Consider the following 19,864-nt stretch of genomic DNA (forward strand, 5'->3'; position numbering starts at 1 on the left):
TATGAAGTCTCAATTTCCACTTTATGAACACATCACGCAGAAACTTCCTCCGTTCCGCGTCTACCCTTGTAGCGGGTGCCGGACTAGCCGCTTCTCTCCCATCCACATTGCGGGCCATGGCACCCAGTGACAGGATTAATGTCGCAGCCATCGGCATCAATGGAATGGGATGGTCTGACCTTACAGCTATGCTGAAAAATCCCGCAGCCGCCTGCGTAGCCCTTTGTGATGTAGATAAGAATGTCCTTGACAAACGAGCTGCCGAACTGGCCGCCAGGGGCATCCAGGTAAAGACCTATGGCGATTACCGCCAGTTGCTTGACAACAAGGATATAGATGCCGTCATCATTGGTACGCCGGATCACTGGCATTGTCTGCAGATGACAGATGCCGTATCCGCCGGCAAGGACGTGTACGTTGAAAAGCCTATCGGTAACTCTATCTCCGAAATCCGCGCTATGGTCGCGGCCCAGGAACGAACAAACCGTGTGGTACAGGTAGGCCAGTGGCAACGCAGTATGCAGCACTTCAATGATGCGATTGCCTTTGTACACAGTGGCCAGCTGGGTCAGATCCGCCTGGTAAAAGCCTGGGCTTATATGGGCTGGATGCATTCTATTCCTGTATTACCTGACAGCGAAGTACCTGCAGGGGTGGATTATAACACCTGGTTAGGCCCTGCGGAAAAAAGGCCTTTCAACCCTAACCGGTTTCACTTCAATTTCCGCTGGTATTGGGATTATGCCGGTGGATTGATGACAGATTGGGGGGTGCACCTGCTTGACTATGCATTGCTGGGTATGAAAGCGACAGATCCGCAGTCTATCATGGCTGCCGGGGGTAAATTTGCCTACCCGGATGATGCTGCAGAAACACCGGATACCCTTACGACAGTATACCAGTTTGAAGGGTTCAATATCCAGTGGGAACACGCCACCGGGATTAACGGGGGGCCTTATAACCGGGACCACGGTATTGCCTTTATCGGGAACAAAGGGACCCTTGTTTTGGACAGGGGTGGCTGGGAAGTGATTCCTGAAAAAGAAAACGGGAAAGATAAAATGGAAGCTGTGCCACGCAGACTGAAATCCGATGACGGGCTGGATAAACATACTACCAATTTCCTGGAGGTGATTAAATCCCGGAAACTGGATGACCTGCATGCCCCTATCCAGGTAGGTGCGCATGTGGCTAAAGTAGCTCAAATGGGCAATATAGCCTATAAAACGGGCTTAAAGTTGCATTGGAATACAGATGACCAGCGCTTCAAAGAAAAGGCCGGGAATAAGCTGATAATGCCACATTATCACAATGGCTACCGGGTGCCACATTCTTAAAATGCCAATTTGAATTTGGGGCTGACCGAAGGCCGATCTTTTCCGCCCTTGAACACTAACACTTAAGGTAGCAGTGTTCAGGGGCGTTTTTTATATCCCTTCCCGGGAGTAGAAGACATACCTCTCCCCATTGCCATCGGCATTCACAGTTTTGCAAAATTCTATAAATGGAAAACACAAGGGGGTAGGTACGCTTTAATGCGTAAATATCACACAACAGTTACCTGGCAATCATTGAGCATGTATTACCACTGGTGTTACGCTATAAAAAGCAGCATTAATTAAGCTGCATTGCCTGCACTCTCATTTTCTGTCTCAAGACTCATAGACAGATAAACAGCATCACTGATTGGATTGTCGTAATAAGCTGCGATAGGTCTGAAACCCAATCCTGTATAAAGGTCTATCGCACGGCGCATGTGAGCGAGGGTGTCCAGCAAAATACGTTTATAACCCAATTTCCGACCAGCTTCAATGGCACTTGCTGCCAGCGCTTTTCCAACCCCATGGCCTTTGTAAGCATCTCTTACAAAAAGGCGTTTCATTTCGCAGGTTGAATTTTCAAAAGCCCTTACTGCAACACATCCGGCAGGTTGACCATCTACAAGGGCCAAAAACAGTGCTCCTTCGGGTGCTACATAAGCAGGTTCAGGCAGGTTACTTAATTCTTCTTCGAAACGCTGAAAGCTCAGATCTACACTCAGCCAGTTAGCATACTCCCTGAAGAGGCCTTTTACCTGCTCCAGTCTTTTTACATCATCCTTTGTTACTTCTACAATTTCCAACATACACTTTCTTGATTTGGTTACAAAAAAACAAAAGCCTCCTGAAGCATCAGAAGGCTTGATATCTATTACTGTAAAATATTACTTTACAATTAACTCAACGTCAGCATCCTTTGCGTACACAAAGCCTTACTGCTCACTTCCCTGTACAAATAGGGAGGGTAACAAATATAACCAAAAAATATTAAAAAAGAAAGTGTATTGAATAATTAATATGTAATTAATATTTATTTTTTTGGCTTTACCAATAAAAGCGATCCCAGCACCAGCATAAATAATACACCAATAAAGATTTCCCAGTTCCATTTTTGTAAGGCTATACCCGTACTACTGCCCAGCAGACTGGATCCAAGGTAATAGAATAGCCAGTATAAAGACGTTGCCGTGCTCTTCCCTTGTTTTGCCTGCTGTGCTACCATTTTGCTTGCCATGGTATGTGCACCGAAAAATGCGAATGTAAAGATGCCCAGACCTATAATTATCAAGCCGACACTTTTAGTCAGCAAGAACAATAATCCAGGTACCAGCAACAACATGAACACACGGAGAATTTTATCAGCAGGATGCCTGTCAGACCACTTGCCGGTCACCAATGAACCCGCTACCCCTGTAGTATACATCAGGAAGATGAATGCGATCAGGTAATGTGGCAGATAAAAAGGTGCCCCTTCCAAACGGAAGCCTAAATAATTATAGACACTGACGAAAGCACCCATGATCAATGCTGCTACAAAGTATAAGCGAACGATCAATGGATCACGCAGGAATTGTCCCATATGTTCCAGCTTCCGCCTTGTCTGCACCCTGGCAGGTGTAAAGTGCCGGGATTTGGGGAACACATGTGCGAATACCAGGCCCAAAGCCAGGCTACCTGCACCAATACCTACTGTGGCCCACTGCCATCCCCACCAGCCTGACATCAGTGTAGCACCTACCCGGCCCATCATACCACCCATGGTGTTACCGGCGAGGTATAAACTTATTGATTGTCCCAGTGATTTCGCATCTACTTCTTCTGACAGATAAGCCAGTGCTACTGCAGATACTCCACTCAATACCATCCCTTTCAGGAAATTGATTGCAATCAGCAATTCAAAATTTCTGACAGCTGCTGAAATCAGGGTGAGGATTGTAGAGATTATCATGGAACTCACCATCAGTTTTTTTCTCGGGAAACGGTCGGCTTTAAAGGCAAATAAGAACAACCCCGTCGCCATACCCACCGTACAGGCAGATACTGCCAGACTACTATGGGCAGGGGTGATGTTAAATTCTTTGCACAGTAAAGTAAGCATAGGCTGAAACAGATATAACTGTGCAAAAACCGACAACCCAGACAAAAAGATACCAAATTTGATACGTGTATAACGTAAACATCCTTTCACCGCTTTTTGTCTTTCAGGGCGCATCTTAAACACCCTGGGGTCTGCTACCGCTTGCATAATCCTTGTATTTATTACACAAATTTATAACGGCTCTTCGATTAGTAAACATGGTATTTTTCTATGGTTATCATTGATAAAACCGATCGATGATTTACATTTGTTCCATGGAACTACGACAGTTGCGCTATTTCGTGAAAACGGCCGAAATTCTGAACTTTACAGAAGCGGCAAGTATGCTTTATATCAGTCAAAGTACCCTTTCTCAGCAGGTCAAACAACTGGAAGAAGAACTGAACACCCCACTTTTTGACCGGATTGGCAAAAAAGTGATGCTCACGGAGGCCGGCAAGCTCTTTTTGCCCTATGCCAGACAATGTATCAAGAATGCTGAGGATGGTCAGCACCTGCTGGAAGACCTGCAGGAACTGCATACCGGTGAACTGGCTATTGGGGTCACTTATGGTTTGCAATCCCTGGTTACCCGGACCATCATTGAGTTCTCGGCCCTCTATCCACAGATCAAAATCATTCTGACTTCGGGACCTTCGCAGGATTTGCTGGAGAAACTCCGGCAGGTACAACTGGACTTCGTACTCTCCTTCACTCCTGCCCAGAAAAATGATGTGCTCATTTCACAGACATTATTCGAGTCCCGCTTATCCCTTATTGTACCGGTCAATGATCCGCTTACCAAACGTAAAAGTGTGGATATAAAAGAAGTGGAAACCCTACCGCTGCTCATGCCATCCAAAGGCTTTAACACGCGGAGTTTTTTGGATATCATGTTTGAGAAAAACAGGATCTATCCTGATATCAAAATGGAGTTGAGCGACATCAGTATCTTATTGCAGCTGGTAGCCACAGGGCGCTGGTATACGGTATTGACCACCGCATCGCTGGTAGGCCAAACGGCCGTACAGGCGGTGATGATTACAGGCAAAGAAATGAGCAGACAGGCCACCATCTCCTGGCCAGCCAATGCATATAGGAAGAAAGCAGCGATTGTTTTTGCTGAAATGCTGCAAAAATTTGGCGGAGAATGATTAAAACGCCTCACCCAGCATCATACTGAAACGGCCACCGGCGCTGCTGATGCCATAGTCAAATGCGATGTTGGTATTAGAGCGTTTGTTGAACTTCACACGCAAACCTGTGCCCACAGCGGGATGTGGTGCGGTAAAGCGATAGTCATCCAGTTTGGTAACCGTATTCATGTTGGCAAAGAGTACAAAGCCCAGGAAGCCATTGCGGGTGATATCTCTGCGGTATTCTGCCTCCAGGTCCAACAATCCCTTGCCCCTGTACCTGTTTTGGGTGATGCCCCTGCCACTGTGTGTGGTAGGATCCCAGCCGATACTGGGTAAATCGAGATATGGGGTTTTATTACTCAGTGCTGTCCAATAAAAGCCCCACAATGCCAACACATTTTGACTACGGGCATCGCCAAAGTGCAGATATCGCCTGTAATCTACATATAGTGAAGGCCAGTTGTCCGTACTACCCAGCCAGCGAAAATTATAGCGTAATACTGTATTGAAATAATAGCCTGCCTGCGGGTTGATGGAGTTCTGGCGGGCATCTTTCTGTACATTTAATGTGAGACCAGATGACATGGAATGCTTGCCAGGTTGGGTTCCATATTTATAATGACTAAACTCCGGCAAGGATATACTATCATTATCTTTGAATTTGATAGCTGAATACCAGTCCAGCATATAACCCAGACCAGCCATCCATTTTCCGCCATCTATCTTATGCAGCCAGGTTTGATAAAACCTGAAATAGTTGCTGTATAACAATTCTTTCTGGTCGTTCGGGACACCATTTCCAAGTCCCCAGGTATACTGTGGATTGATAATGAAACGCATATCGCCGGTAACATTGTCTTGGTTGCCGGTGAGCCAGATATTACTGTGAAAACTAAATGAAAAGCGGCCCCTGAATGAAAATGAGGGAGCAAATGACACGTTAGACAAATTGGTAGATGCCCGTGGTCCCATGTAAAAAGCCGCATTGGTACTGGTAATGAGCGCAACACCACCACCCGGAATATTGGTAGGAATAGGTACTAATGAATAATACACCTTTTTATCTCCTTTCTTAGGCATCTTCTTGCCATGGATGTTGAATGTTTTGCTGAAGATGTCGATCAGGTCGAGTTTCGGTACAGTATCTACATCATAACCGTAGTCTCTTCTCCTTCTTGGGATTGAATCCTGGGCAATGGCATCAAACGTAAGCGTCAATAATATAATTATAAATAGTCCCTTCATTACAAACAAGGATATAAAATACTGTGCCACAATTCAGTTCGCTATCAATTGACGACGATCATTGAATTGTTTGAGAACGATCATTTCCCACGGAGCCATACCGCCCTACCTTAGCAATGATAATTATTCGAATTACTCACAATTAAATAACCCAAGGAGATAATTTTTTATCTGATTGGTTTGATAACAAACACAGGCGATCAATAAGTAAAAGAGATCAGATGATCAATGCAAACAGCCGGCTTAGCACCGGCTGTTATTTTTTTATTTCTGTAAAGGTCCGTTGCTGACCTGCTTTCCAGCTTTATAGACAGCGAATATTTTCCTGGTATTTTTTATATCCTCTGCAGGATTTGCATCCAGTATGATAAAATCTGCGCGCCTGCCTGCTGCAAGTGTGCCAAAGGAACGGTCTATGTCCAGTACCCTGGCAGCATTGCGGGTAGCCGCTGTGATAGCTTCTATGGGCTTAAGTCCTGCCTGTACCATCAGTTCCAGTTCAAGATGTTCGCTAAAGCCCTGCGTTCTGATCGGTGTAGCTCCAGAATCCGTACCCATGGTGAGCAGAATACCGGCAGCATGGAGCTTAGCTACGTTTTGTAAGGCCGTTTCAAATGCATGTACGTTTCTTTCGTAATCAGGGGAGTTCTTTAAACCTTCCTGGTATTGGGGAGATGTGATCTTCTCGTAAACACCCGGTTCCAATGAGGATTTGAAGAAAGGATCATTGATCCATTCAGGCCGGCGGGCATAGATATAAGCGTACTCATCTAAGGATAAGGTGGGAATATAGGCGATTTCTTTTTCACGCATTTCTTTGATCAATGCATCATCAATTACACTGTCCCTGACACTATGGGCAATGATGTCAACACCTTCTTTCACCAAAGAGCGCGCATCGGAGAGATAATATAAGTGAGCGGCTACACGCAGATGGTGTTTATGTGCTTCTCTGATGATGGACCGGTATATGGCAGTATCCATCTTTGGAAATTTCTTATTGAAATCATCGACCCAGATCTTGACCAGGCTGGGTTTCAGTTCGGCCAGGCTATCCATTTCGGCAGGCACCTGGTCTACCGTGGCGGGTCTGAATACACTATCCATGGCCATTGCAACCGGCGGTGCGCCATTGGGAACACCAAAGCCATAGCCGGCGGAATGCAGGCGGGCACCAGGCAACAAACCATTCTGTGAAGAATCGCGCAGACCGGTATGGAAAAGCATGGGCCTGTCGGTTCCCATTACCTGTACATTGGTTACACCGTAATCAGCATATTTTCTTAGTTGATTCAGGATATTATCACGGGTATAATTCTCTCCTTTATTGGTAGTGTCTTTCAGCGTACCAATATGCATGTGCGCGCTGATCAGTGCAGGCATAATGGTTTTGCCGGAGAGCTGGAGTACCGTAGCGCCTTCCGCATGAATGTCATTACCGATAGCGGCAATAGAATCTCCTTTAATCAGGAGATTGGTATGAGTGATAGGCGCAGCACCGCTACCATCTATGAGGGTCACATCTTTGAGTAATAAAGAGGGATGTTCCGCATTACGATGTGCCTGGTGGCAGGCACAAAGACCTGACAGCAGGACCAGGAGGAAAGTCTTTTTCATAGCTGACACTACCACAAGTTAAGGACCACTTTTTGTATCCTGACATTATTATGAAGAAAGATGCATTTCCCAAACTTATTAAGCCCATGCTGGCTACCCTGATCACAAAGCCTTTTGATGAACCTGGCTGGTTGTATGAAGTGAAGTGGGATGGCTATAGGGCGCTTGCCTATTGTAATAAAGGCGATGTAAATCTCCTGTCGAGAAATGATAAATCATTTAATGAAAAATTTTACCCTGTGTATAATGCATTGAAGGCATGGGGCATCAATGCCGTGGTAGATGGAGAGATCTGTGTACTGAACAAACAGGGTGTATCTCACTTTGGGTCTTTGCAGAACTGGAGAAGTGAGGTGGATGGAGACCTGGTTTATTATGTCTTTGACCTCCTGTGGCTAGACGGGCGTAACCTGATGGAATTGCCCCTGGCGGAAAGACGGCAATTGCTCTTTTCTAAAATGCCTGCTATCGATATTATCCGGTATAGTGAAACCTTTGAGACGAAGGCGGAAGAGTTTTTAGAAGCTGCCAAGAAAATGGGAATGGAAGGGATTATTGCGAAGAAGGCGGAAAGTATTTATGAACCGGGAGAACGGAGTCGTAACTGGGTGAAAATAAAAACGAATAAAAGGCATGAAGTAGTAATTGGAGGGTTTACGCAAAATGAAGACTCACCTAAGCCATTTAGCAGTTTGCTGGTGGGTGTGTATGAAAATGGCGTGTTGCAGTACACAGGGAAAATAGGTACCGGCTTTAACCAGGCCATGCAGAAGGAGCTGATGGCAGCATTTAAACCCCTGGTGCGAAAGACCTGTCCTTTTGCGCAGGTGCCTGATATCAACAAGCCGTCAAGGTTCAGGCCTAATCCACCGAAGGCCATAGCGACCTGGCTGAAGCCTGTGCTGGTATGCGAAGTGAGCTATGTGGAGATAACGGATGATGGCGTAATGCGGCATCCGAGTTTTGAAGGAATGCGAACGGATAAAGCAGCCGCTGAGGTCAAGGCGGAGAAAGCAGTGGAGCTGGCGGTTGAGGGTAAGCAGGCGGAAAAAACGCCTCGTAAAACAGCTATGAAAATGCTGAAGCCAACTGTTACAGGCAGTTTAAAAACACTCCTCAATCCATCAGAAGAAACACAGGTAAAGAAAGTAGCAGGGCATCAGCTGACCTTCTCCCATTTAAGCAAAATCTACTGGCCGGATGAAGGAATTACGAAGAGAGATCTGCTCAATTATTATTACCAGATCGCACCTTACATACTTCCCTATCTGAAAGACCGACCGCAGTCCCTGAACCGCTATCCTAACGGGATTAAGGGACATAGTTTTTACCAGAAAGATATAACGGGGAAGGCACCGGAATGGATCAAACAATTTCCTTACACGACCAGTGATGGGGAAGATAAAAATTTCCTGGTACCGGAGGATGCGGCGAGCCTGTTGTATATGGCGAACCTGGGAGCGATAGAAATGAATCCATGGAATTCCACCATTCATAAGCCTGATTATCCTGACTGGTGCATGATAGACCTGGATCCTGACAAAGGAAATACGTTTGAACAGGTAATAGAAACGGCACAAACGGTGAAGGCTGTACTGGATGAGTTAAAAATTAAAAGTTATCCCAAGACCTCGGGATCTACAGGTATTCATATCTACATTCCATTTGGTGCGAAGTATACTTATGATGAGTGCCAGTTGTTCGGCAAAATCATCGCTACAGAAGTCCATAAACGGCTGCCAAAGTATACCAGCATAGAGCGGATGACACGCAACCGGAAAGGGAAACTGTATATAGACTATCTACAAAACCGGCCCAAAGCTACGCTGGCGGCACCGTATAGTTTGCGGCCGAAGCCGGGTGCTACTGTGTCGATGCCCCTGCATTGGGAGGAGGTGAAGAAGGGATTGCAAATGAAAGATTTTAACATAAAGAATGCGATAGCAAGGATTCAACGCGAGGGAGATATTTTTAAAGCGGTGCTCGGGAAAGGTATTAATCCTGGAAAATTATTGTAATTTTCAAAGGTTGATTTTAATCCTTTTCTGATATGAAAATTCGTTTAGCCCATCTGCTGTTTTTACTGTTGGGAATTTCTGTGAAGGCGCAGCAGCGTCCGAATATCATTGTCATATTGAGCGATGATATGGGATATTCAGATATTGGTTGTTATGGCAGCGAGATCCATACACCCAACCTGGACCAGCTGGCGGCATCAGGCATACGGTTTTCGCAGTTTTACAACGGGGCCAGGTGTTGTCCTACCAGGGCCTCATTGCTGACAGGACTCTATCCGCACCAGGCAGGTATGGGTTGGATGCGGGATACGGATTATCAGTTGCCCGGCTACAGGGGTGATCTGAACCCTAAAGCAACTACGATGGCGGAGGTGGCCCGGTCCGCAGGATATTCAACATTCCTGGCGGGGAAATGGCATGTGAGTCAGAATATCAGAGAGGATGGCCCCAAAACAAGCTGGCCCTTACAACGTGGTTTTGACAGGTATTATGGCACCATTCAGGGAGCGGGCAGTTATTTTGACCCGGCAGCCCTTTGCAGAGATAACCATTTGATTTCTCCTTTTACGGACCCGGAATATAAGACAGATAGCTTTTATTATACAGATGCTATTACCCATGAGGCCATTCGCTTTATAAAAGAAAGAGATGCCAGCAAGCCTTTCTTCCTGTATGTGACCTATACAGCAGCGCACTGGCCATTGCATGCAAAGCCGGCAGACATTGCTAAATATAAAGGCAGGTATGATAAGGGCTGGGATGTGATCCGCGATGCAAGGTTCAGTAAACTACGCCATGAGGGATTGATCTCTAACAACACGGAACTGGCACCGGCTGATTATCCTGGCTGGGATAATAACGTTGACAAGGCGGTGCAGGCCGCGCGTATGGAGGTATATGCTGCCATCATAGATGATATGGACCAGGGCATAGGGGCCATCAGGGAAGCACTTAAGCAGCAGGGTATTGACAAGAATACAGTGATCATGTATATGCAGGATAATGGTGGCTGCGCAGAAGATATTGGTGCGACAGGTGCTACGGGCAACTGGGCACAAAACCCTGCAACACTGAAGCCATTGCAGAAAGATGAAATTTCTTACGCTACCATTCCGCACATCACCAGGGATGGTAAACTGGTGAAGAAAGGGAAAGGTATAAGCGGCGGTCCTGATTCTACGTATATTTCTTATGGTAAGTCATGGGCGAATGTATCCAATACACCCTTCAGGGAATACAAGCACTGGGTGCATGAGGGTGGCATCTCTACCCCACTGATAGTAAACTATCCGGGCGTGATTTCAGGGAAAAATAAGATAACGCCTTTTGTAGGTCATATCATCGATATAATGCCGACGATCGTGGAACTGACCGGAGCGAAATATCCAGGAAGTATACCCCTGGAAGGTGTAAGCCTGGTACCTTTGTTCAAAGGGCAATCTTTGGACAGGGGGAAGGCGATCTGCTGGGAGCATGAGATGAACAGGGCAGTGAGATTGGGCGACTGGAAACTGGTGTCCAAAGGAGAATTGCTGAAGGATAAAGAACACTACAGGGAAGGGAAATGGGAGTTGTATAACATGAAGAAAGACAGGAGCGAATTGCATGACCTCGCGGAATTGTACCCGGAGAAAGTAAAAGAATTGAGTAATATCTGGAATGCCTATGCAAGACGGGTGGGTGTATTTCCAGCTCCCTGGAAGCCGATCATGGATATGAATTAAAAGATCCTATAAAAAAGCATCATTGAAACCAAATATAAAATACACGAGTGCTATCTCAGTTGCGCTGCTATTATCCTTTTTTATACCATGGATCAGCTGGCGTTTTTTAAAATTCAGCGGCTATGATCTGCCTCCTGTTATTAATTCAATTTATACTACCGGTAGGCTGACGATAGACGGCATACCCATCATTTCAATGGCCTACCTGCTCTATCTGATCCCTTTCCTTTGCGTGCTGAGTATCATAAGAGATCTTACCGGACTGCGGTTAGTCCCCGTTACGAGTGAATTCATAGCAGGCCTTGTACTGGGCGGCGTGTTTTATTATTATATCGACAACGTTGGGAATAACTTTCTCTATTCACTTAGCATAGGGTATTATCTCACAATAATCTCTTCGGTCCTTGGTTTGGTCTTCAGTGTCATACAAAGAAACCTTAAGGTACAGTCCTACTGATTTGAATGAATCGTTCACTAGCGGACACATTTTAAGGCAAAAGCGAACACATATAATTTTTAAATAATTATATCATCTTTGGAATCATCTCCTGGAGAACAGGCATATTACATGTATGCACCTGACTACAAATCTCTAAAGTATGATCAGGAATTATCTCAAAATCGCCTATAGAAATCTGGTCAGTAACAGGCTGTACACTGGCATCAATATATTGGGGCTTACACTTGGCATTCTGGCCTGTGTAGCCATCTGGCTGACCTGCCAGTTTGAATTAAGTTATGAAAATTTCCAGCCGGGTAAGGGGCAGATTTACAGGGTAGTCGGGGATCTCACTTCGCCGGAAGGCAGGCATGATTTTTTTTCCATGCCCCCGGATCCGGCGGCAGAAGCTATCAGGGGCAAGATCAGTGGTGTGGCGGAAGTAGCAGATTTCCATGCTTTTTATGCGAAGGTGGATGTACCGAACGGGAAGCGTTTTCCAGAGGCGGACTTTCACGATCAGTCTACCGGGATCATCGTAACAGGTCCTGAATATTTTAAAGTCTTTACTTATCAGTGGCTCATAGGTTCGCCGGCTACGGCCATGTCAGAGCCATTTAAAGTGGTATTGACAGAGAGCAGGGCCTACAAATATTTTGGAAAGCTCCCATTGCAGGAGATTGTCGGTAAGACATTGCGCTATGCGGATTCCCTGCCACTTACAGTAGCTGGTATAGTAAAGGATTATGCAGCAAACAGTGATTTCAGGTTTACAGACTTTGTATCTGTTAGTACTGTTCCAAACAGCTTTCTGGCGGAGAAGAGGGTTTTTACAAAGAACTGGGGCGGGTATTCTTTCTTTACCCAGGTATTTGTAAAATTAATACCGGGAGCTGGAATTCCAGCCATTAACAAGCAGCTGACAGCCTTGTTGCATCAAAACATAAGCCTTCGAAAAGGAGAACAGAAAACCCTCTTTTTACAAGCATTCACCGGGCTTCATTTCGATACGAAATTTAACGACTTCTTTTCAAAGCAGGCGCATTTGCCCACCTTGTATGGGTTAATGTGTATTGCGGCTTTCATCCTCATTATTGCAGTCGTGAATTTCATCAACCTGTCTACAGTACAGTCCATCAGGAGATCTAAGGAGATTGGGGTAAGAAAGGTATTGGGCGGAACCAGAAGAAGCCTGATTTTCCAGTTCCTGAGTGAAACTTTTTTAATTACCCTGGCGGCGATGGTATTGGTGATAGTGCTGGTCTACCCGGTCTTACACCTGTTACAGGATTTTGTGCCGGCAGCTGCGGTGGCCACGGTTTTCAACAGTCAGAATATATTGATGATGGCAGGCTTGCTGGTGATTACTACTTTGCTGGCAGGAATTTATCCGGCCATAGTATTGTCAGGTACAATTCCGGTCATCAGTTTGAAAAGTAGTACAAGAGAGCGGGGGTATTTAAGGAAAGCCCTGGTGGTATTTCAGTTTACCATTTCACTGGTCTTTATAATAGGCACATTGGTGGTGCAGAAGCAACTGGATTATGTGCTGCATTCGGACCTGGGTTTCAGGAGTGATGCGATTATTAATATCAATACGAAACCGGCTTATGAAAGGTCGAAGGTGGAAGTGCTGGCGGATATGCTGCGCAGGATCCCCGGCGTGGAACTGGTGAGTATGAGTAATGGTACACCTTCTGCTGCATCGCACTGGGGTACGGAGTTGAGATACAAGGGAGGGAAAGAGCCGGTGAAAGCAGATTGCCAGTTGCAGTGGATAGATGAAAATTATGTGCCTTTGTACCAGCTGAAACTGGTGGCGGGAAGGAATGTGCAGGCATCTGATAGTATGCGGGAATTTTTAATTAATGAGAGTGCGGCGAAAGCCCTGGGATTTGCCCGGCCGGAAGATGCGATTGGAAAGATCGTGGAGAGTGGAATGAGTGACAATGCTTCTCCAGTTCTGCCGATTGTGGGTGTGCTGGCAGATTTTCATGCACAGTCATTACATGAGGCGATTAAACCGGCGTTTTTTACAGCATCTAAAATATTTGCGACTAACCTGAGTGTGAAGTTGCACGGGGATTATAAAACATTGGTGAAGGAGATGGGAGATGCCTATAGTAAAGTGTATCCGAACGAGGAGTTTGAATTCAAATTCTTTGACAATACGATAGCAGGATTTTATGCGAAAGAGCAGAAGACGGCGGCCATTCTGAATACGGCGACCACCATGGCGATCTTAATCTCCTGTATGGGATTGTTAGGTCTGGCGGCGTTTAGTATTCAACAGCGCACGAAAGAGATCGGGTTGAGGAAGATCTTAGGTGCCAGTGTGGGGAACATTGTGGTTTTGTTGACGAGGAACTTTATCATCCTGGTAGTGATAGCGATAGTGATTGCGGTGCCGCTGGCCTGGTATGCCATGGATCAGTGGCTGGCGGATTTTGCGTACAGGGTGAATATATCGGCAGGATTGTTTTTGCTGGCGGGTGTAATAGCTGTTGGGATAGCGATTGTAACGGTGAGTTTCCAGGCGGTAAGTGCGGCCCTGGTGAACCCTGCAAAGAGTATAAAAACAGAATAGGTTTATTGTTTTTGGGGCTTTGGGGCAGTCAAAGGTCGGTCTTCTTTTTTATGCCTGCTGAAGGCCCGGGCCCGGACAAAAATTTGCTTTCGCCGAAGGTGAAAGTAAATTTTTGTCTATCTTGTTTCAAAACAAACCCTGCCTGCTTTATGAAAATTAAAGTCGTAAGAAAATTTCTTGAATACCTCTACTCTAATTACATTGGCAACTTTATCGGCTTCGTGATCGGCATGATTTCTACCCGCCTCGTCTCCCATTTCTTCACTACACGCTCTATCCACAACCTCTGGGGCCTTACCACACACAAAACCATTGTGACTAAACATACCTATACCAACCTTGAATGGGGTATCAGTATCATCATCGGCTTTATTGTTTTTGAGCTTGTGTCCAAATGGCTCAAAAAGAAGATGGACGAAATCCTTCCCCGCTACAAACTCACCCAATGGCTGGTGGACAACCCGGAAAGACCAATTGAAAATCAATAACTTAGTTCCTGCAAAGCCGAAAACCACCTTTTCCACCCCCTAAAAACAGCTGTTAAAAGGGAACATTCCGGCCTGTTCTCCTGATTCGTTTTGGATGACCTTTGTATCATCAATCAAAACGAAAAGGGACATGACTTTCCAAAATGCCACGACTGTATCCAGGGAACTTCCAATTGGTGCTATCACCACCTTCGGCGGAGACCTATCGAACAGCGATCAGTTGCAGGCATTGAAGGCGGAGGGCTGGCTCCTGTGTGATGGAAGCGCCTACCCTACCAGTGAATATCCGGAACTCTACACTGCTATTGGCAATGCCCACGGCGGCGATGAGACTTATTTCAATGTCCCTGATCTGATCGGGCGATTTTTGAGAGGAACATTACACAAGGCCAGGGGTACGGACCCGGATGCTAAAAACCGGGTGGCAGCAGCTCCAGGAGGCGCAAGCGGCAATCAAACCGGCTCTTTGCAGAAAATGGCTACCGGATTGCCTGCATCGCTCTGGTCCCTTTCTATCACCGGTGGTCACAGTCATACCTGTGGCAGGCTGACTGCCAATATGCACCGGGCATGGAGTGGCGCAACACACGAAATGGCAAGAGGTAATCAAACGATTGCCACAGAACCGGCGGGCGCGCACTTTCATACACTCACAGGATTTGACAATGCGACTCTTCCTATTAATGTGGCTTTATATTTCGTCATAAAATGCCGTGCACCACAAGTGCCTGCCGGCATCTTACCAGCAGGCACTATTACCGCCTTTGGAGGTCCGCTGCCCGTCATTCCGGCAGGATGGCTCTATTGCGATGGTAAAGCCTATGCATACACGGATTACCCGGCATTGTCCGATACAATCCTGGGCAATTTTGGCGGAGATGGTCTAAAAGTTATTAATGTCCCGGACTTAAGGGGATATTTTCTCAGAGGTACTAGTCACTTAACCAACAGGGACCCGGATGCGGATACCCGCCATGCCCTTCACAAAGGGGGAAACACGGGCGACAACATTGGCTCTGTGGAGTATTATGCCACCGCATCTCCTCCCGGCATAAGCACCACGGTAGCCGGTGCACACACTCACCAGGTGGAAAGTGTGCCCGTGTCTTCCCACACTGCGGCCAAAGGGGCCACAGGATTTATTGCCTACAACTGTATTGCATGGATTGACGACAGGGGACAGACCAATACTGCGGGGGAACACCTGCATACAATTACCGGGGGCGACCTGGAAACAAGGCCTGAGAATATCTATACTGATTTTCTCATTGCCGGTGAGGACATAGCCGGGGCAGCCCCTCCTATTGGTACTATTATGCCATTTGGCGGGGATATAACGGACAGGGATGTACAAATTAAATTGCAGGCAGCAGGATGGTTTCCCTGTGATGGCAGTTCGCTGCGCAGGCACACCTACAGGGAACTGTTTGACGTAATCGGCACACATTTCGGTGGTGCACCACTTACGTTTGCGCTGCCTGACCTGCGGGGGTATTTTGTAACAGGAGCGGGTAAACTAAAAGTGGGCACGATACAGGTGATTTCTACGACCGGGCGGCCGGTGAACCCGATCATCACTACGACGAACGGGAAGCATACACATGCTATTTACCGTGTACCAGCGGAGCGGCATGCGATTGATCCTGCAGATGGCTGGGAACTGGCGGTATTCAATGGGGAAGAAAGTGCGACATCTGAAGATGGTGATCATACCCATGAAGTGGCCGGCGGAGACCGGGAATCCAGACCGATCAATGTAAATGTAGATTATATCATCAGGTTCAGGTAAGGGCAGGTGACAGCCTTGGGTACATAACCTTCCATTACCGTTTTCGTTTTAAACAGGCCTTTCATCCTTATACACACCCCCCTCAGACATAACCTTACCAACCGGCCTGCACACTACTTTCAGAAAGGTATGTGGACAAGGTAGCTCATGGGCTAGGTAGCTGCCCTCCACTGCCTTTTGAAAGTAGTTGCAGGCTATTAAATGAAATTGAAATAGTTTTTTATAAATTTAGGTACACCTTAAACCGTTAAATGTTATGAACATCCCTGTTGCCATTATCACCATAGCGATGGTAGCTATGACTATGACTGCCTGTCAATCAAAACAATCTCCTTCCATCCCGGAAGATGATCACAAGGAATCATCTACAGCAGGACTGCTGGATAAAGACACAATCAGTGTGGAGTTTGCAAAAATATATGTAAAAAACTATGCGGGTCGTGCCGGCAAGATCCCGGTAGATTCTTCAGGTTGCGATGCCTGCGCTACAGAAATGATTGGTGGCAGGCCACATAAAATGGGCTCTAACACACGTACTGTATGGTTCAGTGCTTCAAGACTAAGGGCACTTGTAGAGCAGCTGGAAGCTGAGGGCGGGGATGGTATCCGTTTTTATTTTGCGGCGTATGACAGTACCTATAACAAGTATGACAGCAGCCACACGCACATTCCACAGAAACCTTACTGGAACCGTAATACGCTTATTATGGTGACTACAAGAGACTCCACAAGAAATGATACAATTTTCCATTGGGATTATTTCAACAATGATCCAAGAGGTACTGTAGGAAAGGGGCGTATTATACTGGCTTCTGCTGAGAACCGTGGTGAATTGTGTCCTCCGCCTGCGACCTGCAAAGGTGTAGGAGCTCTGTTAATTACTCAATGATTTGATTATACAGCATGAATTTACCCTTCACAGTAAATACCGCCGCAGAATTGATCTGCCTTCTGGTAGCGGCGTTTTGTCTTATAAAAGACAAAACGCCTATATGGCGGTATTTTATCGTCTACTTGTTGCTAACCTTTGTGACAGAAATGACCGGGTCATATCTGCGGAAGATGACGGATATATCGAATGCCCCATTATATAATATATACCTGCTGATTGAATGTGGTTTTATCAGCTGTTTTTTTTACCACTTATATCTGCAATATACCAATAAACGCAGCCTGTTGTTAATCTGGCTCTGCATCTTTATGGTCATGTACGTATTGGAAGGTCTTCAATTTCATTTTGCAAAGTTCGTAAACGTAACTGCCTCTACTGAATCCGTCGTATTTGTACTGGCAAGTCTTTATTTTTATTATCTGATCTTACGGGACGATCAGTATATCGTGCTAAACTCCTACGCCCCGTTTTGGTGGGTAAATGGAACTCTTATATTTTACTTTGGCAGTACAGCGACCAACATTTTCAATGATTACCTGGTGCATGAAATCAAGCTGATCACCATGTCGATCAGGTATGTCACTTATTCGATCCTGAATGTGTTGTTGTATGCCTGTTGGTCATACGCTTTTATATGCAGATTTCTTCAAAGGAAGTATTATTCTTCATCGGTATAACGACCGTCATCTTTCTGATTGCCCCCTTGTTCCTGATAGTATATGTAAACCTCTATAACCGACGGAAAAAGAAGCATGCGGAAGAAAAAGAAGGCCTGAAACAGGCTTTTAACACCGAATTATTGAAAACCCAGATGGAAGTCCAGGAGCAGACCCTGAAGACCATCGGATATGATTTGCATGACAACATCGGACAGTTGTTAGGCCTAACGGTGATGACACTGGGTTCTATCAACATGCAGGATACGGAGAAGGCCGGTGAAAAAGTGGCCGCGGCGGAAGCACTTGCCAAAAGGGCGGTGAAAGAGCTGCGGGCGCTGTCCCGGTTATTGCATGGCGAGGAGCTCCTGAACAGGGGCCTGATAGATGCCATTGCCTTCGAACTGGAATACCTGGAACGGTCCGATCTTTTTAAAATAACCTATACCCACCCCGAAAGCCCTCTCCCTCCTCTCGCGGATAAAGCGACCATTGCCTTCCGGCTATTCCAGGAGATCCTGAATAATATCGTGCGGCATGCACAGGCCAAAGAAATTGTTATTAACTTAGCGTTTGCTGGTAATGTGTTAACCTTGTCTATACATGACAATGGTTCCGGGTTCGATGTGACTGAAATCATGAAGCAGCACAAAGGCATGGGATTACAGAATATCCAGAAGCGGGCAGGCATGATTGGCGGTCAGGCACAGATCCAATCCACACCCGGTGCCGGCACTACCATTAAAATTACGATTCCTTACTAAAGAGACTTATGGCTGAAAAGCAAACCACGATTGCCATTATAGATGACCATACCCTGTTCAGGCAGGGCATGATAAGCCTGTTATCAGAATTTCCGGAGATTGCTATTGTGTTTGATGCTTCGAATGGGGAGGATATGAAACATAAGATCACGCAGTTTCCTACGCCTGAGGTGATATTGATGGATATCAGTATGCCGGTGATGGATGGGTTTGAGAGTACGCGCTGGTTGCGGGAGCATTATCCGGATATCAAGGTACTGGCCCTGAGTATGTTTGAGGAGGAGAAGCCGATAATTAAGATGCTGAAGAATGGTGCGGGTGGCTATTTGCTGAAGGAGTCGCGGACAACGGATGTCGTGCATGCCATCAAGACGATCAATGAACAGGGCTTTTTTATAAATGAGCTGGTATCTTTTAAGTTGCTGCGGAATATACAGGGGCAGCTGGCTGGTGGGAATGTGCCGGAGAAGCTGAGTAGTAATGAGGTGAAGTTCCTGGAATTGTGTTGTACGGAGTATACGTATAAGGAGATAGCGGATCAGATGAATCTGAGTCCGCATACAATCGATAATTACAGGCAGGATTTGTTTCAAAGGTTCGGCATTAAGAGCAGAACAGGCCTGGTGTTGTTTGCGATCAGGAATGAGCTGATCACGCTGAAGTAGGCAGGCGTTTTTGGGGTTAATTGAAATTATATATGGCATGAAATGGCTGCATTTAATAGTGATTCTTTTTAGCATAGGGATTCAGGCCAGGGCGCAGATTATCCGGGCCAGCAATTATGCCATCAAAGGCTATATCAATAGTGATGGCAGAATACAGAATAGCAGTTACCAGACAGTCGGTTATATAAAAAGCGATGGCCGCATCCAGGATGCCGCTTATAACACAATCGGCTATGTGAAAGAAGGTAAGGTGGAGGATAGTCATTACAGTACTGTCGGCTACATCAACAAGGATGGGAAGGTAACAAGTAGTAGCTATTCAACCCTGGGTTATATCAAAGATGATGGTACCGTCCAGGCCAGTAACTATTCCACCTTAGGTACTGCCAGCGGAATAAAAAAGGAATGGGTGGCTGTTGTTTTTTTCTTTTTCGAAATGAACTGA

Annotated in this window: 17 protein-coding genes; 13 read left to right on the forward strand and 4 right to left on the reverse strand. The window is 46.1% G+C overall.

The features are described 5' to 3' along the window. Positions 1-23: 23 nt before the first annotated feature. Entirely contained in the window at positions 24-1,337 is a 1,314-nt protein-coding gene (locus DXN04_RS21595) for a Gfo/Idh/MocA family protein (protein WP_116855467.1), read from the forward strand. A 281-nt stretch (positions 1,338-1,618) separates the two neighbouring features. On the opposite strand, the gene DXN04_RS21600 is transcribed toward DXN04_RS21595, so the two are convergent. Both DXN04_RS21600 and DXN04_RS21605 read right to left on the reverse strand, forming a co-directional pair. Continuing rightward, on the reverse strand, positions 1,619-2,125 hold the full coding sequence (locus DXN04_RS21600; protein WP_116855468.1) for a GNAT family N-acetyltransferase: 507 nt from the start codon (positions 2,123-2,125) through the stop codon (positions 1,619-1,621). Between the two features lie 224 nt (positions 2,126-2,349). Further along, complete coding sequence (locus tag DXN04_RS21605; protein WP_233525655.1) at positions 2,350-3,564, reverse strand: MFS transporter; 1,215 nt, start codon at positions 3,562-3,564, stop codon at positions 2,350-2,352. Between the two features lie 107 nt (positions 3,565-3,671). On the opposite strand from DXN04_RS21605, the gene DXN04_RS21610 reads away from it, so the two are divergent. Continuing rightward, positions 3,672-4,550, forward strand: a complete 879-nt coding sequence (locus tag DXN04_RS21610; RefSeq protein ID WP_158569101.1) for a LysR substrate-binding domain-containing protein — start codon at positions 3,672-3,674, stop codon at positions 4,548-4,550. On the opposite strand, the gene DXN04_RS21615 is transcribed toward DXN04_RS21610, so the two are convergent. Further along, entirely contained in the window at positions 4,551-5,780 is a 1,230-nt protein-coding gene (locus DXN04_RS21615) for a BamA/TamA family outer membrane protein (RefSeq protein ID WP_116855470.1), read from the reverse strand. It lies immediately after the preceding gene. A gap of 264 nt (positions 5,781-6,044) precedes the next feature. Continuing rightward, entirely contained in the window at positions 6,045-7,397 is a 1,353-nt protein-coding gene (locus tag DXN04_RS21620) for an amidohydrolase family protein (RefSeq protein ID WP_116855471.1), read from the reverse strand. A 50-nt stretch (positions 7,398-7,447) separates the two neighbouring features. Between DXN04_RS21620 and ligD the strand changes: the two genes are divergently transcribed. The 11 genes from ligD to DXN04_RS21670 all read left to right on the forward strand — a co-directional run bounded on the left by ligD (position 7,448) and on the right by DXN04_RS21670 (position 19,864). Beyond that, positions 7,448-9,415, forward strand: coding sequence for a DNA ligase D (gene ligD / locus DXN04_RS21625; protein WP_233525656.1), 1,968 nt, complete (start codon positions 7,448-7,450; stop codon positions 9,413-9,415). A 32-nt stretch (positions 9,416-9,447) separates the two neighbouring features. Continuing rightward, positions 9,448-11,139 (forward strand): arylsulfatase, encoded by a 1,692-nt coding sequence (locus DXN04_RS21630; protein ID WP_116855472.1) that lies wholly within the window; start codon positions 9,448-9,450, stop codon positions 11,137-11,139. 22 nt (positions 11,140-11,161) lie between these two features. Further along, positions 11,162-11,596, forward strand: a complete 435-nt coding sequence (locus DXN04_RS34615) for a hypothetical protein (protein WP_147320015.1) — start codon at positions 11,162-11,164, stop codon at positions 11,594-11,596. Between the two features lie 142 nt (positions 11,597-11,738). Next, positions 11,739-14,165, forward strand: a complete 2,427-nt coding sequence (locus DXN04_RS21635; protein WP_116855473.1) for an ABC transporter permease — start codon at positions 11,739-11,741, stop codon at positions 14,163-14,165. Between the two features lie 149 nt (positions 14,166-14,314). After that, positions 14,315-14,653, forward strand: a complete 339-nt coding sequence (locus tag DXN04_RS21640) for a hypothetical protein (protein WP_116855474.1) — start codon at positions 14,315-14,317, stop codon at positions 14,651-14,653. Positions 14,654-14,783: 130 nt separating this feature from the next. Then, on the forward strand, positions 14,784-16,442 hold the full coding sequence (locus DXN04_RS21645) for a tail fiber protein (RefSeq protein ID WP_158569102.1): 1,659 nt from the start codon (positions 14,784-14,786) through the stop codon (positions 16,440-16,442). Positions 16,443-16,698: 256 nt separating this feature from the next. Then, the gene (locus tag DXN04_RS21650; RefSeq protein WP_116855476.1) at positions 16,699-17,331 is read left to right on the forward strand and encodes a hypothetical protein; all 633 of its coding nucleotides are present in this window, start codon (positions 16,699-16,701) and stop codon (positions 17,329-17,331) included. Between the two features lie 173 nt (positions 17,332-17,504). Continuing rightward, positions 17,505-18,011: a hypothetical protein gene (locus DXN04_RS21655; RefSeq protein WP_116855477.1), complete on the forward strand. Its 507-nt coding sequence runs from the start codon at positions 17,505-17,507 to the stop codon at positions 18,009-18,011. Continuing rightward, positions 17,969-18,754 carry a sensor histidine kinase gene (locus DXN04_RS21660; RefSeq protein ID WP_116855478.1) on the forward strand — a complete coding sequence of 262 codons (786 nt, stop codon included), beginning with the start codon at positions 17,969-17,971 and terminating at the stop codon, positions 18,752-18,754. The genes DXN04_RS21655 and DXN04_RS21660 overlap by 43 nt, the downstream gene beginning before the upstream one ends. Before the next feature lie 8 nt (positions 18,755-18,762). Continuing rightward, on the forward strand, positions 18,763-19,419 hold the full coding sequence (locus DXN04_RS21665; protein WP_116855479.1) for a response regulator transcription factor: 657 nt from the start codon (positions 18,763-18,765) through the stop codon (positions 19,417-19,419). Positions 19,420-19,456: 37 nt separating this feature from the next. After that, on the forward strand, positions 19,457-19,864 hold the full coding sequence (locus DXN04_RS21670) for a 5-fold beta-flower protein (RefSeq protein WP_116855480.1): 408 nt from the start codon (positions 19,457-19,459) through the stop codon (positions 19,862-19,864).

Source organism: Chitinophaga silvisoli (genome assembly GCF_003412465.1).
In the GTDB taxonomy this organism is placed as follows: domain Bacteria; phylum Bacteroidota; class Bacteroidia; order Chitinophagales; family Chitinophagaceae; genus Chitinophaga; species Chitinophaga silvisoli.

Excerpts from the sequence above, each read along its gene's own strand:
- DXN04_RS21630 (WP_116855472.1), top strand. The coding sequence starts at position 9,448 with ATGAAAATTCGTTTAGCCCATCTGCTGTTTTTACTGTTGGGAATTTCT.
- DXN04_RS21605 (WP_233525655.1), bottom strand. The coding sequence starts at position 3,564 with ATGCAAGCGGTAGCAGACCCCAGGGTGTTTAAGATGCGCCCTGAAAGA.
- DXN04_RS21635 (WP_116855473.1), top strand. The coding sequence starts at position 11,739 with ATGATCAGGAATTATCTCAAAATCGCCTATAGAAATCTGGTCAGTAAC.
- DXN04_RS21645 (WP_158569102.1), top strand. The coding sequence starts at position 14,784 with ATGACTTTCCAAAATGCCACGACTGTATCCAGGGAACTTCCAATTGGT.
- DXN04_RS21615 (WP_116855470.1), bottom strand. The coding sequence starts at position 5,780 with ATGAAGGGACTATTTATAATTATATTATTGACGCTTACGTTTGATGCC.
- DXN04_RS21655 (WP_116855477.1), top strand. The coding sequence starts at position 17,505 with ATGACGGATATATCGAATGCCCCATTATATAATATATACCTGCTGATT.
- DXN04_RS21595 (WP_116855467.1), top strand. The coding sequence starts at position 24 with ATGAACACATCACGCAGAAACTTCCTCCGTTCCGCGTCTACCCTTGTA.
- DXN04_RS21640 (WP_116855474.1), top strand. The coding sequence starts at position 14,315 with ATGAAAATTAAAGTCGTAAGAAAATTTCTTGAATACCTCTACTCTAAT.
- DXN04_RS21650 (WP_116855476.1), top strand. The coding sequence starts at position 16,699 with ATGAACATCCCTGTTGCCATTATCACCATAGCGATGGTAGCTATGACT.
- ligD (WP_233525656.1), top strand. The coding sequence starts at position 7,448 with ATGAAGAAAGATGCATTTCCCAAACTTATTAAGCCCATGCTGGCTACC.
- DXN04_RS21660 (WP_116855478.1), top strand. The coding sequence starts at position 17,969 with ATGCAGATTTCTTCAAAGGAAGTATTATTCTTCATCGGTATAACGACC.
- DXN04_RS21670 (WP_116855480.1), top strand. The coding sequence starts at position 19,457 with ATGAAATGGCTGCATTTAATAGTGATTCTTTTTAGCATAGGGATTCAG.
- DXN04_RS21600 (WP_116855468.1), bottom strand. The coding sequence starts at position 2,125 with ATGTTGGAAATTGTAGAAGTAACAAAGGATGATGTAAAAAGACTGGAG.
- DXN04_RS21620 (WP_116855471.1), bottom strand. The coding sequence starts at position 7,397 with ATGAAAAAGACTTTCCTCCTGGTCCTGCTGTCAGGTCTTTGTGCCTGC.
- DXN04_RS21610 (WP_158569101.1), top strand. The coding sequence starts at position 3,672 with ATGGAACTACGACAGTTGCGCTATTTCGTGAAAACGGCCGAAATTCTG.
- DXN04_RS21665 (WP_116855479.1), top strand. The coding sequence starts at position 18,763 with ATGGCTGAAAAGCAAACCACGATTGCCATTATAGATGACCATACCCTG.